The organism is Bacteroides ilei, from assembly GCF_900128495.1.
GTDB classification, from domain to species: domain Bacteria; phylum Bacteroidota; class Bacteroidia; order Bacteroidales; family Bacteroidaceae; genus Phocaeicola; species Phocaeicola ilei.
Genome location: NZ_LT635801.1, coordinates 2,569,505 through 2,584,255 on the forward strand (window position 1 = coordinate 2,569,505; position 14,751 = coordinate 2,584,255).

Sequence of the window (14,751 nt, forward strand, 5' to 3'; positions counted from 1 at the left end):
TCTTTAATAAAAAATTAAGATATCATGAAAAAAAATATCATTAACCTTGGGATGGGAATGGCACTTGCATGCAGCATGATAGCATGCCAGTCCCAGAAGAATGGGATTACCTTTGAACATCAGGGGGATACATTGACGGTTGTACATATTACAAATCCCTCGAAATATCTGTTGCTCCCTATTCAGGAATCATCTGTTGAAGGCAAGGTGAAGCTGGATACAGGAAATCCTGCCGATGTGGCCATGGATGTACGTCTGGCTGTTGACAGTGTAGAATATTTTGTACCTTTCGAACTTCCGGCAGGTGCAAAGGAGGCTACTGTCACTATCGGTAAGGTTCCTTCAAAGGCTGTATGCTGGGAAAATATCCAGCTGGCTGATACCTTTGATACATCGAATACCGATTATTACCGTCCTGTTTATCACCATACTCCGCTGTATGGCTGGATGAACGATCCTAACGGAATGGTATATAAGGACGGTGAATATCATCTGTATTTCCAGTATAATCCTTACGGTTCCAAGTGGGGTAACATGCACTGGGGACATTCAGTAAGTAAGGATCTGATCCATTGGGAGCATCTGAAACCAGCCATTGCTCGTGATACGCTGGGTCATATATTCTCTGGAAGTACGGTGGTCGACAAGAACAATACCGCAGGTTACGGTAAAGATGCCTTGATTGCACTTTATACTTCGGCCAGTGACGAACACGGACAGATCCAGTGTATGGCATACAGTACCGACAACGGACGTACCTATACTAAATATGAGAAGAATCCGGTTCTTACTCCGTTTGACGGACTGAAAGATTTCCGTGATCCGAAAGTATTCTGGTATGAGCCGGCCCAGAAATGGTATATGATTGTTTCGGCCGATAAGGAGATGCGTTTTTATTCGTCTTCCAACTTGAAGGACTGGGAGTATGTAAGTGCTTTCGGAAAAGGATATGGAATACAGCCGAACCAGTTTGAATGTCCCGATTTTATCCAGTTGCCTGTAAACGGTGACCCGGATAACAAGAAGTGGGTGATGATTGTGAACATCAATCCGGGATGTCTTTTCGGAGGTAGCGCTACCGAATATTTTGTAGGTGATTTTGACGGTAAGGAATTTAAATGTGAAACCAAGCCGGAGGTTACCAAATGGCTCGACTGGGGTAAAGACCATTATGCTGCAGTCTGCATTTCTAATCTGGAAGGACGTGAAGTGGCAGTTCCATGGATGAGCAACTGGCAATATGCCAATGTGACACCGATCCGTCAGTATCGTGGTGCCAACGGTCTGCCTCGTGAACTGTCATTGTATACAAAAGACGGACAGACATATATGGCAGCCAACGTAGTGAAGGAGGCTCAGGTGTTGCGTAAGGAAACCCGTAATGTGGGTAACTTTGAAATAAAGAATGAATACGGTATAGATATCTTCCCGGCTAATGACGGCGCATATGAATTGGAAATGGACGTCATTCCGGGGTCGGCTCAGGTTGTGGGCCTGGAACTGTATAATTCAAAAGGCGAGAAATCAAAGATTTATCTGGATATGAAAGCAGGCAAACTGGTGATGGACCGTACGGAAAGCGGTTTGATAGCTTTCGGTGAAAAATCGGAACCGCATGCACTGGAAACCCATGACCGCCGTAAAACGAATTCCATCAACTATAAGAATGATTTCGCATTGGGTACCTGGGCGCCGCTTTCACTCTGTGAAGGAAAGAAATTCCATCTTGACATATTTGTTGACAAATGTTCTGTCGAAATTTTTGCTGACGGTGGACGTATCGCTATGACAAACCTGATATTCCCGACAGAACCGTATAACAGCATTCGTTTTTATTCGGAAGGAAATGCGGCAAAGGTGGAAAACCTGAACTTATATAAGTTAGGTCTGTAAACCGGACATCCTGGAAGTGAAAGTTCTAGGGAAACTATGAAGCACGTCGAACGGCAAGATATCCGCATCTGTTGGTGATGTCTTGTTCGGATAAAAATCTGATTTTCCTGGTAAAGTCAGTGTCCCTTGCTGCTTTCATCGATGAAGACAGGCAGAAGTTCAATACTGCTGCCTGTAAGGATGTATGGACTGGCCTGGTGAACCATGTAATAGAAATTACAGAAATAAAAATAATATTATGACAACAACAAATAAAATAAAAATAGGACAACTTATCCCTGTGATGCTTTGCTTCTTTGCCATGGGATTTGTTGATTTGGTGGGGATTGCCTCAAATTATGTGAAGGCAGATTTGAATCTGACCGATGGAGAGGCAAATATATTCCCGTCATTAGTATTTTTCTGGTTTTTGATCTTTTCTGTCCCGACAGGAATTCTGATGAACAGAATCGGACGTAAAAAGACTGTATTGCTCAGTTTGGTCGTAACTTTCCTGTCTCTGCTGATCCCTATTTTCGGAGACAGTTACGGTATCATGCTCTGTTCATTTTCTCTTTTGGGTATAGGTAATGCGTTGATGCAGACATCCTTGAACCCGTTGTTAAGTAACATTATATCTGGCGACAAGCTTGCAAGTTCACTGACATTCGGCCAGTTTGTAAAGGCTATCGCATCTTTCCTGGCTCCTTATATCGCCATGTGGGGAGCAACTCAGATTATGCCTACATTCGGCTTGGAATGGCGTATCCTGTTCCCGATCTATATGGTCATCGCTATAATTGCTCTGTTGTGGTTGGGGGCAACTCCCATCGAAGAGGAAAAACCTGATAAGGCTTCCGGGTTTGCCGCATGCCTCAAATTGCTTGGAAAACCTTTCGTGTTGTTATGTTTCCTGGGTATCATGTGCCACGTAGGAATTGATGTAGGAACCAATACAACGGCGCCTAAGATTCTGATGGAGAGACTTTCCATGACATTGGAGGAGGCTAGTTTCGCTACCAGCCTGTATTTCATATTCCGTACATTGGGTTGTTTTTCGGGTTCTATCATTCTTCAGAAAGTTTCTGCAAGACTTTTCTTTGCAATCAGTGTGGCTTGCATGATCCTTTCAATGATAGGTCTGTTCGTTTCACATGATCTGGTGGTTATCTACATAGCCATAGCTTTGGTTGGTTTCGGTAATTCCAACATATTCTCCATAATCTTTTCACAGGCATTGCTTTACTTGCCTGAGAAAAAGAATGAGATTTCGGGTTTGATGATTATGGGACTTTTCGGCGGAACCATATTCCCGTTGTTCATGGGATTTGCCAGTGATGCCGTTGGGCAGGCTGGTGCAGTCGGAGTTATGGCTGTAGGAGTCCTTTATTTATTGTTGTATATGTTTAAAATAAAAAAATAATTGACTATGAAAAACAATACTCTTGTTGTTGGCATGGGCGAAGCACTGTGGGATGTGCTTCCTGAAGGAAAGAAATTGGGTGGAGCACCGGCTAATTTTGCTTATCATGTATCGCAGTTCGGATTGGACAGCCGTGTGGTAAGTGCAGTCGGTGACGATAAGTTGGGAATGGAAATTCTGGATAATTTCCGTGAAAAGGAATTGAACAGTATGATTGAAATAGTACCGTATCCTACGGGTACAGTACAGGTGGAACTGGATGCTGCCGGAGTGCCTTGCTATGATATCAAGGAAGGTGTGGCATGGGATAATATTCCGTTTACTCCGGCATTGGAGGATCTGGCTCATAATACCCGTGCGGTTTGTTTCGGTTCTCTGGCACAGCGCAGTGTAGTATCACGTGAAACGATCAACCGTTTTCTGGATGCTATGCCTCAGGACAGTGATGTTCTGAAGATCTTTGACATCAACCTCCGCCAGTCATTTTATACGAAAGAAATCCTATGTAACTCATTTAGAAAATGTAATATATTGAAAATCAACGATGAAGAGCTGGTTACTGTTAGCAGGTTGTTTGGTTATCCGGGTATAGACCTGCAAGACAAATGCTGGATATTGCTGGCTAAATATAACCTGAAGATGTTGATTCTGACTTGTGGCGTTAACGGTAGTTATGTGTTTACACCGGGTGAAGTTTCTTTTGTAGAGACTCCGAAAGTGAATGTAGCTGATACAGTGGGAGCCGGTGATTCGTTTACTGCTGCTTTTGTCGCTTCATTGTTGAAAGGACTTTCTATCAGGGATGCTCATAAATTGGCAGTACAGACATCAGCTTATGTATGTACACAGAATGGCGCTATGCCAGTGTTGCCCGACTACCTGACGTCAGGGAAATAATTCTCCGTTCACAGATTAGGGTTTGCTTCCGGGCAAGCTATTTTCGGACGGATTTTTAGAATAGAAGGATAGTCCCGATATTCGTTATGGCTTGATGCCGTACCGGATATCGGGATATTTTTTGGAAAATTGGAGTTTATCCGTTATTTTTGTAGTATAAACCTCAATAATACATGAAATATACCTTATTCCTCCTTTTTTCTGTTATAGGAATTCTTGGCCTTTTGGTAGGTTGTACTTCTGAAAAGCCTCGTTTTGTTATCGGGGTGTCTCAATGTAGTGATGATGAGTGGCGGGAACAGACAAATAAGGAAATCCGTCGCGAAGCTCTCTTTTATCCGGAAGTGGAGGTTAAAATCCGCTCTGTGAAGGATGATAATGTAGCTCAGGAAAAAGATATTGACCGGTTTATTGATGAAGGCGTCGATTTGTTGATTGTAGCGCCTAATGAAGCCGATGCGCTTGTGCCGGCTATCGAAAGGGCCTATGATGCCGGTATTCCGGTTGTGCTGTTTGACAGGAAGGTACATTCGGATAAATATACGGCTTATGTGGGGGCTGACAACTATGAGATCGGTTATCAGGTGGGTGAATATATAGTAAGCCGTCTGCAAGGTAAAGGGCAGATTGTGGAGCTGACCGGACTGATAGGTTCTTCTCCGGCTGTAGAGCGTCACCGGGGAATGATGAAAGCTTTGAAGCAGGCGCCTGATATCCACGTCTTGGCTTCCGTTGATGCGGCATGGCTCCGTGAATCGGCCGAAAAGGTGTTTGATTCCATTCAGACGGTTTACCCTCATATCGATCTTGTTTTTGCCCACAATGACCGTATGGCGGTAGGGGCATACGATGCCGCTGTCGGGAAAAAACGGGATAAGGATATCCTTTTTGTAGGAATTGATGCTCTGGCAGGAAAAGGGAATGGAGTGGAACAGGTGATGGCCGGTCATCTCGATGCATCTTTCATTTATCCTACGGGAGGAGACCGTGTCATGCAGGTGGCGATGAATATATTGGAAGGGAAACCATATACCCATGATTCGAAGCTGTCGACAGCATTGGTCAACCGCTCGAATGCACGTATCATGCAGATGCAGACGGAGCATATATTTCAGCTGGATAGCAAGATTGAGGTCCTTGACAGTAAGCTGGATGCATTCCTGCTCCGCTATTCGGCCCAACAGATGTTTCTGTATGCCTGCATCGTAATCTTGATATTGGTATGTACCCTGCTGTTTTTTGTAGTGAGAGCCTTCTGGACCAAGAACCGTCTGAATACTGAACTTTCTGAACAGAAACGCCATGTGGAGGAACAGCGTGACCAGCTGATAAACCTTTCGAAGGAGTTGGAGAAAGCAACACATGCGAAGCTGGCTTTCTTTACGAATGTATCGCATGATTTCCGTACTCCTTTAACCTTGATATCCGATCCGGTAGACCAGTTGGCGGAAAGCAAGAATTTAAATGACCATGAGCGTTTCCTGTTGAATATTATCCGGAAGAATGTAACGGTCCTGTTACGGTTGATAAATCAGATTCTGGATTTCCGGAAATTTGAAAACGGGAAGCTTCATCTCCATCTTTCGGAATTTGACATATCCCAGGGAATCCATGAATGGACGGAAGCTTTCCGTACGTTATCTTACCGGAAACACATCCATTTCAATGTTACGGTTGAACCTGAGAGTGCAGGCTATCTGATGATTGCTGATGCGGAAAAGATGGAACGTATTACCTATAACCTGCTTTCAAATGCGTTCAAGTTCACCCCCGAAAACGGCAAAATCGAGGTAAAACTTTCCCGCTTCGACAGAAATGGAGAGGGTTGGTTGTGTTTCCAGGTATCGGATACCGGTATGGGGATGCCGGCGGAGCATGTGCAGCATATCTTTGAAAGTTTCTATCAGATTGATGTGCATCATGCCGGTTCCGGAATCGGTCTGGCTCTGGTCAAGGCCTTTGTTGAGATGCATAAAGGTACAATCCGTGTGAAGAGTGCGGAAGGGAAGGGTACACTTTTTACTGTTGAGGTGCCTATGAAACAGGCTGGTACGCTGGAAAAGGGCTTGGAAAAGAATGCCATTATGGATAACCTGAAGGAAGGAGCTGTATTGGCTGCCGATCAGGAAGGAGGGAAAATTGTAGCTGAAAAAGTTCCCGATGAAAGTAGGGAGACGGTGCTGGTGATAGATGATAATCAGGATGTCCGGGATTATGTGAAGATGCTTCTGGAAGACCAGTATGCTGTAATTGAAGCAACAAACGGACAGGAGGGGTTGAAACAGGCTATGAAGTATGTTCCTGATATCATTATATGTGATGTCATGATGCCGGTTATGGACGGGATGGAATGTTGCCGCCGTCTGAAGTCGGAAGTACAGACTTCTCATATTCCCGTGTTGATGCTTACTGCCTATACGATGGATGAACAGAAAGTCAAAGGTTATGAGTGTGGTGCTGATTCCTATATGTTGAAGCCGTTCAGTGCGAAGCTGCTGCTGACGCGTTTGCGTAACCTGCTGGATAACCGGAAAAGACTGCAAAACTTCTTCGGAGATAAAGGAGGATTGAAGAAGGAATCTATAGCAGAGCCGGATAAGGATTTTCTGGCTAAACTGTATTCCTTGATTGACGGCAGTTTGAGTGATCCTGATCTTAGTGTGGAGGATCTGGGTGGTAAGATAGGTATGAGCCGGGTCCAGCTTTACCGGAAGACAAAGGCGCTGACCGGTTATTCTCCCAATGAATTGCTCCGTATTGCACGTCTGAAAAAAGCGGCTGCCTTATTGGCTTCAACCGACAAGACCATAGCCGAAATAGCCTACGAAGTAGGATTCAGTGCTCCGTCCTACTTTGCCAAGTGTTATAAGGAGTATTTTGGAGAGAATCCTACTGATTTCCTGAAGCGAAAAGGATAGAAATTTGCATGCTTACGGATAAAGTGGTTGGATGATTCGAATTAATCCGTATCTTTGGCGCGTTTATTGGTTCTAGATGGAGAAAAATATGGATATGAAACGGATATATTTACTGTTTGGTGTACTTGCGCTTTGCCTGGGAGCATATGCCCAGGATCTGAAATCACTGTTTGTAGCAATGCCCGATTCTTTGTCGCCCTTGTTGACGGAGGTGAACCGTGCCGATTTCGGTGATTTCCTGGATAGTAAAATGAAGGCGGAGGTAAAGAACCGTTTCGGAAAATCGTCGGAGATGACCCGACTGACCAGTGATTACCTGTTCTTGAAGCTGACGGGAGCAAGTACGGTAGAGATGAAGCTGCTGCCGTTGAATGATTCTGTTAAGATCGTTTGCGTGGTATCCACTTATATGGGTCCGGTGCCCGATAGTAAAGTGACGTTTTATGATACAGACTGGAAAATGCTTCCGGCCGATGATTTTCTGACTATACCCGGAGAAGACCGTTTCTACAGGACACCGGTGTCTGATATCGAGGCAGATTCTTTGAAAAATCTGCGGTTACGGGCAGATATGTATCTGTTAAAGGCCGAACTCTCGGCTGATGACAATACCTTGTCATTTATTTATACCACCCCTGAATACATGGATAAACAGTCGGCGGCAGAACTCAGAAAGTATTTATGGGGAAAGCCTTTGAAATACCAATGGAAAGATGGGCGTTATGTTCCTGAGTAATGATGCGTACGTGTTTTTATGGAAAGGTTGCCGTATGATTTTTCAATGCTGTTTGGAAATAAATCTTAAAAAAAAGAGTTGAATAAAAAACGTTTGCCTTAAAATGTGTTCTTCAACATAGAATTAACTTTATCTTTTATTTTTGCAATAAAAATACATGAAAAATCGTTAATACCCTATGGGATTATAATATTATTTTGATAACTTTGAGACAGTTTTTTGAATATCGACAGATAATCTGTCAAGATTTATTTTGAATTGTTTCAAACCAGTAATGGTATTCTAGCATTCGGCATTGAGCTTCAAAAGGCCTGCCGATTGAATACACGCTGAAAAATATTATAGTTCTAATGATTTTAAAATGTATTAAAACAGTAGCGGTTGCAGCATTTGCTTTAGTAAGCATCAATGTCTCAGGACAGGATTTGCTGGCTAGACAGGCTCCAATCGACAGAAAACTTAAGGCAGTTGATTCTGTGGCGTTGATTCGCCAGATTAAAGCGGAGCAGGCAGCTTATCCTGCATATAGTCTTTATCCGAACTGGAATAATGATAGAGTTCATGCTTATGGCAATACGGTTCAGATTCCGGACAGTTTCCGCATAGACCTGACAGGTTTCTGTATGCCTACTACACATACCATCATTACATCCAAATGTGGTCCACGCTGGCGGCGTATGCATAACGGACTTGATATCAAGGTCTATATCGGCGATACAATCCGGGCGGCTTTTGACGGGAAGGTACGTATGGTAAAATATGAACGCCGTGGATATGGCAAGTATGTGGTGATTCGTCATGATAATGGGTTGGAAACCATCTACGGGCATCTGTCAAAACAGATTGTAAAAGAAGATGAATATGTTAAGGCCGGCGATCCGATAGGGTTGGGAGGTAATACCGGTCGTTCTACCGGATCACATCTTCATTTCGAAACCCGTTTCTTGGGTGAAGTGATCAATCCGGAGTTCCTGTTTAATTTCCCTCAGCAAGATATTGTAGCCGACAGCTATCTGTTTATCCGTGGAGCTAATCGTTATGATTACCAGCGTACGCGTGCGATGGCTGCTTTGAAGAGCGGTAAAACGGTTACGGAAGCTGCTGAAAAATCGGCTATCCGTTATCATAAGATCCGTCGTGGAGATACATTGGGAAGCATTTCACGTAAATACCATGTATCAATTGACCGTCTGTGTAAGATCAATGGAATACGTCGTACTACAATCCTGAGAATCGGTCAGGTATTGAGGTGTTCGTAATTGGAAAATAGAAATTGAATTTTGATGTATAGCATGCAAGGAGTAAAGGCCGGGAACGGACTTTACTCCTTGTGCCTTTTAATGCGGTCTATGGGATGACAATTCTTGCCTTTTTAATTGGGCGATTCTTCGAAAATAAGTAACTTTGCCACACTTAATGAATATGAACCCGAATTTGGAAGACAAGCAGATACATAAGATTCGTGTGATATGGGTGAATATCTGCCGTTTCATATTGGCGGCTGTATTTATCTTTTCCGGTTTTGTGAAAGCCAATGACCCGTGGGGGACTGTGTATAAGATTCAGGACTACATGGAAGCGTGGGGAATTGCACATATGTTCCCCGATGTAACTCCGTTCTTGTCGGCACTTGTTATGGGAGTACTTGAGTTTACACTTGGTTTTTACCTGTTGGTCGGTATCCGTAGGAGACTGGTAGCCACATTGCTGTTGCTGATGATGGCATTTATGACTCCATTGACACTATGGCTGGCAATAGCGAATCCGATATCGGATTGTGGCTGTTTTGGTGATGCCGTGATTCTTACCAATTGGGAAACTTTCTGGAAAAATGTAGGTTTGCTGATAGCGGCGATATCGGTCTTCAAATGGCGGAAAACCCTGTTGCTTAAATGGGTGACGGATAAGGTAGACTGGTTGATGGCTCTTTATGGAGTTATTTTCATCATATTCTTTTCCATTTATTCTATCCGTGAATTGCCGGTTTTTGATTTTCGTCCTTACCATATCGGAGCTGATATCCGAAAAGGAATGGAAATACCGGATGGGGAAAAGCCTACAGTGTATGAAACGACTTTCATTTACCGGAAGGATGGAGTGGAAAAGGAGTTTACAATTGATAATTTCCCTTCGGATACGACGTGGACTTTTGTTGATTCACGGACACGCGTCAAAGAAAAAGGATATGAACCTCCTATTCATGATTTTGCAATCATGTCGGTTGATGACGGTTCTGATTTGACAGACGAGATTCTGGATACGGATAATTATACATTCCTGTTGGTTTCACCACAGTTGTCAAAGGCTGATGAAAGCGGAATGGATCTGATAAACGAGGTTTATGATTACAGTGTGGAACATGGTTACCGTTTCTTGTGTGTCACTTCTTCGCCTGATGAAGACATCGTGAAATGGCAGGACCGTACGGGGGCGGAGTATCCCTTCGGACTGATGGATGAGATAACTTTAAAGACAATGATCCGCTCCAATCCGGGACTGATGTTGTTGAAGAAAGGTGTGGTGTTGAATAAATGGAGTGTAAACAGGATTCCGGACGAGTATCAGCTGAGTGATTCCCTCGACAAGCTTCCTCTTGGAACCATTAATCAACATAGTACGGCATATAAGCTGATGGCGGTGACAGGCTGGTTTTTCGGTCCGTTATTGTTCCTGTTGCTGTGTGATATGCTCTGGCTGAGATGGAAGAAAATCCGGCAGGCAAGGAATACCAATCAATCGCAACAGGCTGAAAAGAAAAATGATTTGATTTAAATAACCCTTTAAATTTTAAACAAAATGAGAAAAAACATTGTAGCAGGTAACTGGAAAATGAACAAAAACCTGCAGGAAGGTATTGCATTGGCTAAGGAATTGAACGAAATGTTGGTTGCAGACAAACCTAATTGTGATGTAATCATCTGTACTCCGTTTATTCATTTGGCTTCTGTAACTCCTATTGTTGACGCAAATGTTATCGGTGTAGGAGCAGAAAACTGTGCAGATAAAGTTTCTGGTGCATATACAGGTGAAGTTTCTGCTGAAATGGTTGCTTCTACAGGTGCACAATATGTAATCCTCGGACATTCAGAACGCCGTGCCTATTACCATGAAACAGTGGATATCCTGACAGAAAAGGTTAAATTGGCCTTGGCTAACAACCTGAAGCCTATCTTCTGTATCGGTGAAGTTTTGGCAGAACGTGAAGCAAACAAGCAGAATGAAGTTGTTGAAGCTCAGTTAGCTTCTGTATTCTCTTTGTCAGCTGAAGATTTCTCTAAGGTTATTTTGGCTTACGAACCTGTATGGGCTATCGGTACCGGTAAGACTGCTACTCCGGAACAGGCTGAGGAAATCCACGCTCATATCCGTTCTTTGGTTGCTGCTAAATATGGTAAGGAAGTGGCTGAAAATACTTCAATCCTCTATGGAGGTAGCTGTAAGCCTTCAAATGCAAAGGAATTGTTTGCAAAGCCAGATGTTGACGGTGGTTTGATCGGTGGTGCTGCATTGAAGGCTGCTGACTTCAAGGGTATCATTGATGCTTTCAAATAATCCAGAGATAAATCTTAATCAGATAAGTTGATGACGGGAGATTCCGCAAGGTAAATGCTCCAGGCGGAATTTCCTGTTATCTTGTTTAATATTAAAATGCCGGTAAATGATGAAATACCTTTTATTACTGATTTTCTTTCTTTCGGCTGCAGGAGCAAATGCCCAGCAGACGATTGTCGAAAGCCTGCAGACCAGACGTGCGGGAGAAGGTACTGTCACTATCCATCAGGATGCAAGTATCGCTTCATTGATCGGAAGCCGATATGTGACTAACGGTGCTGAGGGGAACGGTCAGAAGACTTTGAAAGCAAAAGGTTTCCGTGTACAGGTATATGCCGGGAACAATTCCCGCGTAGCCCGTACTGAAGCAAATGTGACTGCCAATAAAGTAAAGGAGGCATTTCCGGAAATGCCGGTATATACTTATTTCCAGCCTCCCCGTTGGCTGTGCCGTGTCGGTGATTTTAAGACTATAGAAGAGGCACATGCAGCTATGCGTAAGCTGAAAGGCAGCGGTGAGTTTAAGGAGGTTTCGATTGTACGTGAACAAATTAATATAGTTATTGAAGAATGATTGATACAAACTTGTTGAGTTTCCCTGAAGAGAAGGTTCAGAAGCTGATGATGCATTATAAGGAAATTTTAGCGATTCTTGGAGAAGATACGGAACGTGAAGGTTTGCTTAAGACACCTGAACGTGTGGCAAAGGCTATGTTGACATTGACACGGGGGTATGATGTGGAACCCAGGGAAGTGTTGGCGAGCGCTAAATTTAAGGAAGATTACCGGCAGATGGTAATAGTCAAGGATATCGATTTCTTCTCGTTGTGCGAGCATCATATGCTGCCTTTTTACGGTAAGGCTCATGTTGCTTATATCCCTAACGGTTATATTACAGGTTTGAGCAAGATTGCACGTGTGGTCGATATCTTTTCACATCGTCTACAGGTGCAGGAACGTATGACAACTCAGATAAAGGAATGTATCCAGGAAACTCTGAATCCGTTAGGAGTGATGGTTGTAGTGGAAGCCCGTCATATGTGCATGCAGATGCGGGGTGTAGAGAAACAGAATTCCATTACCACGACGTCCGACTTTACCGGTGCTTTCAGTCAGGCGAAGATTCGTGAAGAGTTTATGAATCTGATTAACAGATAAAAAAGTTTTTAGAGTTTCAGTACGACCCGGTCGCCTGCATTTTGTGCCATTACGCTTTGGGTCTGCTGTAATTCCTTGTACCGTTTCATTATGTCAATGTAGCGTTCAGGGTTATTGGCGATTGCAGGGTCGGATAATGCCAGGAGTGTATGTTTCATTTCTTCTTCTACAATCGACAGCTTGAAGTCGAGTAACAGACGTGGTATCAGTTCATAAAGCCGTTCTTCGTCGGTTATGATTTTCTGTGCTTTTGAATGATATTTGCTGAGCTGGTAGCGGTCACTTACCATTTCTGCCGCCAGCTTGCTGACTTCCGGATCCGGATGCGTAAGGAAATAACGTTCTGCCACGAAATCAGGATTTTGTAGTCCTGATTCTGCTTCTTTCAGAATTCTTCTGTGCAAGGGTACATGGAATTGCAGTTCATCTTCTTTCAGGCTGTCTGCAATGTATCGGATAACGGTAAGTGGAATAGACTCACCGTTTTCATTCTCAATATAGCACATAGCCTTTTCTCCATACCGGATCAGCATGCGTACCAGTTCCTCTTCTTTGGCAAAGAATACCTTCTGTTCATTTCCTTCGGCCGGAATATATGATTTGTAGCTTTCATCCAAAGGAGGCTGTTCCGGCAGGTGTGACATATCATCTCCTCCGTTCTGCAGGGGAAGGGTTTGTTTTCCTTCTGTTTCCGGAGTTATCCCGGTAAATGGAGGAGGTGTATTACTTCCTTCCTCTATAGCGGAGCCGGCAGATTCTGTATTTGCCTGTATGGCTTTTTGCTGTTCCCGCTGTTCGCGTTCTTTGCGGCGGGTGTCTTCCTTGAATTTGGTTTCACGTGCCTGTTCTATCAGCTTGGCTGTAGCCTCGACCAGGATCTTTTCCTCCATCTGAAGCAATTGGCTGCTTTCACGGATGTATACAGAACGTACTATCGCGTCGGGGATGACCGATATGCTTTTTACTATACTAGAAATCAAAGAAGCACGTTTGATGGGGTCTTTTCCGGCTTCTTCCATCAGAAGGTTGGTCTTGAAACGGATAAAGTCCACTTCATGTTCATTGATATACGCCTGATAGTCGGTAGCATTATGCTTGCGTGCAAAACTGTCCGGATCATCGCCGTCGGGCAGCAGGCATACCTTGATATTCATCCCTTCTTCCAGCAACATGTCAATTCCCCGGATGCTGGCTTTGATTCCGGCTCCGTCACCGTCATAGAGTACAGTTATATTATTGGTGAAGCGGTGTATCAGTCGGATCTGATCGGATGTAAGGGCTGTCCCCGAAGAGGCGACTACATTTTCAATACCACTCTGGTGCATGGATATGACATCGGTATATCCTTCTACAAGGAAGCACCGGTCCTGGCGGACAATAGCCTGTTTGGCAAAGTATATACCGTAGAGTTCCTTGCTTTTATGGTATATTTCAGATTCCGGAGAATTTACATATTTCATTTGCACATTTTTGGTCTGTGCACTTAAAACACGTCCGCCGAATGCAACGACTTTACCGGATAACGTATGTACGGGAAAGATTACGCGCCCCCAGAAGCGGTCGCGCAGACTGCCGTCGTCTTTTTTATAGCAGAGTCCGGTTTTTATCAGGAAGTCTTCCTTGAAACCCTTTTGAATTGCTTCCTTGGCGAAGGCATCACGTTTGTCGGGGCAGTATCCCAACTGGAATTTCTTGATGATGTCATCCCGGAACCCGCGGCTCCGGAAATAGGTCATGCCTATCCGTTGCCCTTCCATGTCATTGTAAAGTATGTTCTGGAAATATTCGGATGCGAACTGGTTGACAACAAACAAACTTTCACGCAGGCTATGCGCCTGTTTCTCTTCATCAGTCAGTTCACGTTCCTTTATCTCGATATTGTATTTCCGGGCAAGCCATTTCAACGCTTCGTAATAGGAGAGCTGTTCATGTTCCATGATGAAATGCACTACATTCCCTCCCTTGCCGCAACTGAAGCATTTACATAAGCCCTTGCTTGGGGATACGCTGAATGAGGGAGTCTTTTCGTTATGGAAAGGACACAGACCTATGTAGTTGACTCCCCGTTTGCGGAGAGTAACAAATTCCGATACCACATCAACAATCTGTGCAGCATCCAATATACGGTCTATGGTTACCTGGTCTATCATAAGTCAATAGCAAAAATAATAAAAAACGGAGTGTCTTCAGTGTAA

The 14,751-nt window shown here is 43.8% G+C and carries 11 protein-coding genes; 10 read left to right on the forward strand and 1 reads right to left on the reverse strand.

Features of this window, described 5'->3' with window-relative positions:
- Positions 1-24: 24 nt before the first annotated feature.
- From BQ7489_RS11055 to folE, 10 genes are all read left to right on the forward strand, one after another.
- Entirely contained in the window at positions 25-1,893 is a 1,869-nt protein-coding gene (locus BQ7489_RS11055; protein WP_072531045.1) for a glycoside hydrolase family 32 protein, read from the forward strand.
- 238 nt (positions 1,894-2,131) lie between these two features.
- The gene (locus BQ7489_RS11060; RefSeq protein ID WP_072531046.1) at positions 2,132-3,295 is read left to right on the forward strand and encodes an MFS transporter; all 1,164 of its coding nucleotides are present in this window, start codon (positions 2,132-2,134) and stop codon (positions 3,293-3,295) included.
- 6 nt (positions 3,296-3,301) lie between these two features.
- Positions 3,302-4,192: a carbohydrate kinase family protein gene (locus BQ7489_RS11065; RefSeq protein WP_072531047.1), complete on the forward strand. Its 891-nt coding sequence runs from the start codon at positions 3,302-3,304 to the stop codon at positions 4,190-4,192.
- Positions 4,193-4,365: 173 nt separating this feature from the next.
- Positions 4,366-7,110 (forward strand): hybrid sensor histidine kinase/response regulator transcription factor, encoded by a 2,745-nt coding sequence (locus BQ7489_RS11070; protein WP_072531048.1) that lies wholly within the window; start codon positions 4,366-4,368, stop codon positions 7,108-7,110.
- A gap of 94 nt (positions 7,111-7,204) precedes the next feature.
- The gene (locus BQ7489_RS11075) at positions 7,205-7,846 is read left to right on the forward strand and encodes a DUF3256 family protein (RefSeq protein ID WP_072532145.1); all 642 of its coding nucleotides are present in this window, start codon (positions 7,205-7,207) and stop codon (positions 7,844-7,846) included.
- Positions 7,847-8,196: 350 nt separating this feature from the next.
- Positions 8,197-9,105 carry a peptidoglycan DD-metalloendopeptidase family protein gene (locus BQ7489_RS11080; RefSeq protein WP_072531049.1) on the forward strand — a complete coding sequence of 303 codons (909 nt, stop codon included), beginning with the start codon at positions 8,197-8,199 and terminating at the stop codon, positions 9,103-9,105.
- Positions 9,106-9,280: 175 nt separating this feature from the next.
- Entirely contained in the window at positions 9,281-10,618 is a 1,338-nt protein-coding gene (locus BQ7489_RS11085; RefSeq protein ID WP_072532146.1) for a BT_3928 family protein, read from the forward strand.
- Between the two features lie 24 nt (positions 10,619-10,642).
- Positions 10,643-11,398, forward strand: a complete 756-nt coding sequence (gene tpiA / locus BQ7489_RS11090; protein WP_072531050.1) for a triose-phosphate isomerase — start codon at positions 10,643-10,645, stop codon at positions 11,396-11,398.
- A gap of 106 nt (positions 11,399-11,504) precedes the next feature.
- Complete coding sequence (locus tag BQ7489_RS11095; RefSeq protein ID WP_072531051.1) at positions 11,505-11,972, forward strand: SPOR domain-containing protein; 468 nt, start codon at positions 11,505-11,507, stop codon at positions 11,970-11,972.
- Entirely contained in the window at positions 11,969-12,556 is a 588-nt protein-coding gene (gene folE / locus BQ7489_RS11100) for a GTP cyclohydrolase I FolE (RefSeq protein WP_072531052.1), read from the forward strand. The genes BQ7489_RS11095 and folE overlap by 4 nt, the downstream gene beginning before the upstream one ends.
- Before the next feature lie 8 nt (positions 12,557-12,564).
- On the opposite strand, the gene dnaG is transcribed toward folE, so the two are convergent.
- Positions 12,565-14,706 carry a DNA primase gene (dnaG, locus tag BQ7489_RS11105; RefSeq protein ID WP_072531053.1) on the reverse strand — a complete coding sequence of 714 codons (2,142 nt, stop codon included), beginning with the start codon at positions 14,704-14,706 and terminating at the stop codon, positions 12,565-12,567.
- Positions 14,707-14,751: the final 45 nt, after the last annotated feature.

Bases quoted from the DNA above. Each gene is read 5' to 3' on its own strand.
- BQ7489_RS11055 (WP_072531045.1), top strand. From the start codon at position 25: ATGAAAAAAAATATCATTAACCTTGGGATGGGAATGGCACTTGCATGC.
- BQ7489_RS11060 (WP_072531046.1), top strand. From the start codon at position 2,132: ATGACAACAACAAATAAAATAAAAATAGGACAACTTATCCCTGTGATG.
- BQ7489_RS11065 (WP_072531047.1), top strand. From the start codon at position 3,302: ATGAAAAACAATACTCTTGTTGTTGGCATGGGCGAAGCACTGTGGGAT.
- BQ7489_RS11070 (WP_072531048.1), top strand. From the start codon at position 4,366: ATGAAATATACCTTATTCCTCCTTTTTTCTGTTATAGGAATTCTTGGC.
- BQ7489_RS11075 (WP_072532145.1), top strand. From the start codon at position 7,205: ATGAAACGGATATATTTACTGTTTGGTGTACTTGCGCTTTGCCTGGGA.
- BQ7489_RS11080 (WP_072531049.1), top strand. From the start codon at position 8,197: ATGATTTTAAAATGTATTAAAACAGTAGCGGTTGCAGCATTTGCTTTA.
- tpiA (WP_072531050.1), top strand. From the start codon at position 10,643: ATGAGAAAAAACATTGTAGCAGGTAACTGGAAAATGAACAAAAACCTG.
- BQ7489_RS11095 (WP_072531051.1), top strand. From the start codon at position 11,505: ATGATGAAATACCTTTTATTACTGATTTTCTTTCTTTCGGCTGCAGGA.
- folE (WP_072531052.1), top strand. From the start codon at position 11,969: ATGATTGATACAAACTTGTTGAGTTTCCCTGAAGAGAAGGTTCAGAAG.
- dnaG (WP_072531053.1), bottom strand. From the start codon at position 14,706: ATGATAGACCAGGTAACCATAGACCGTATATTGGATGCTGCACAGATT.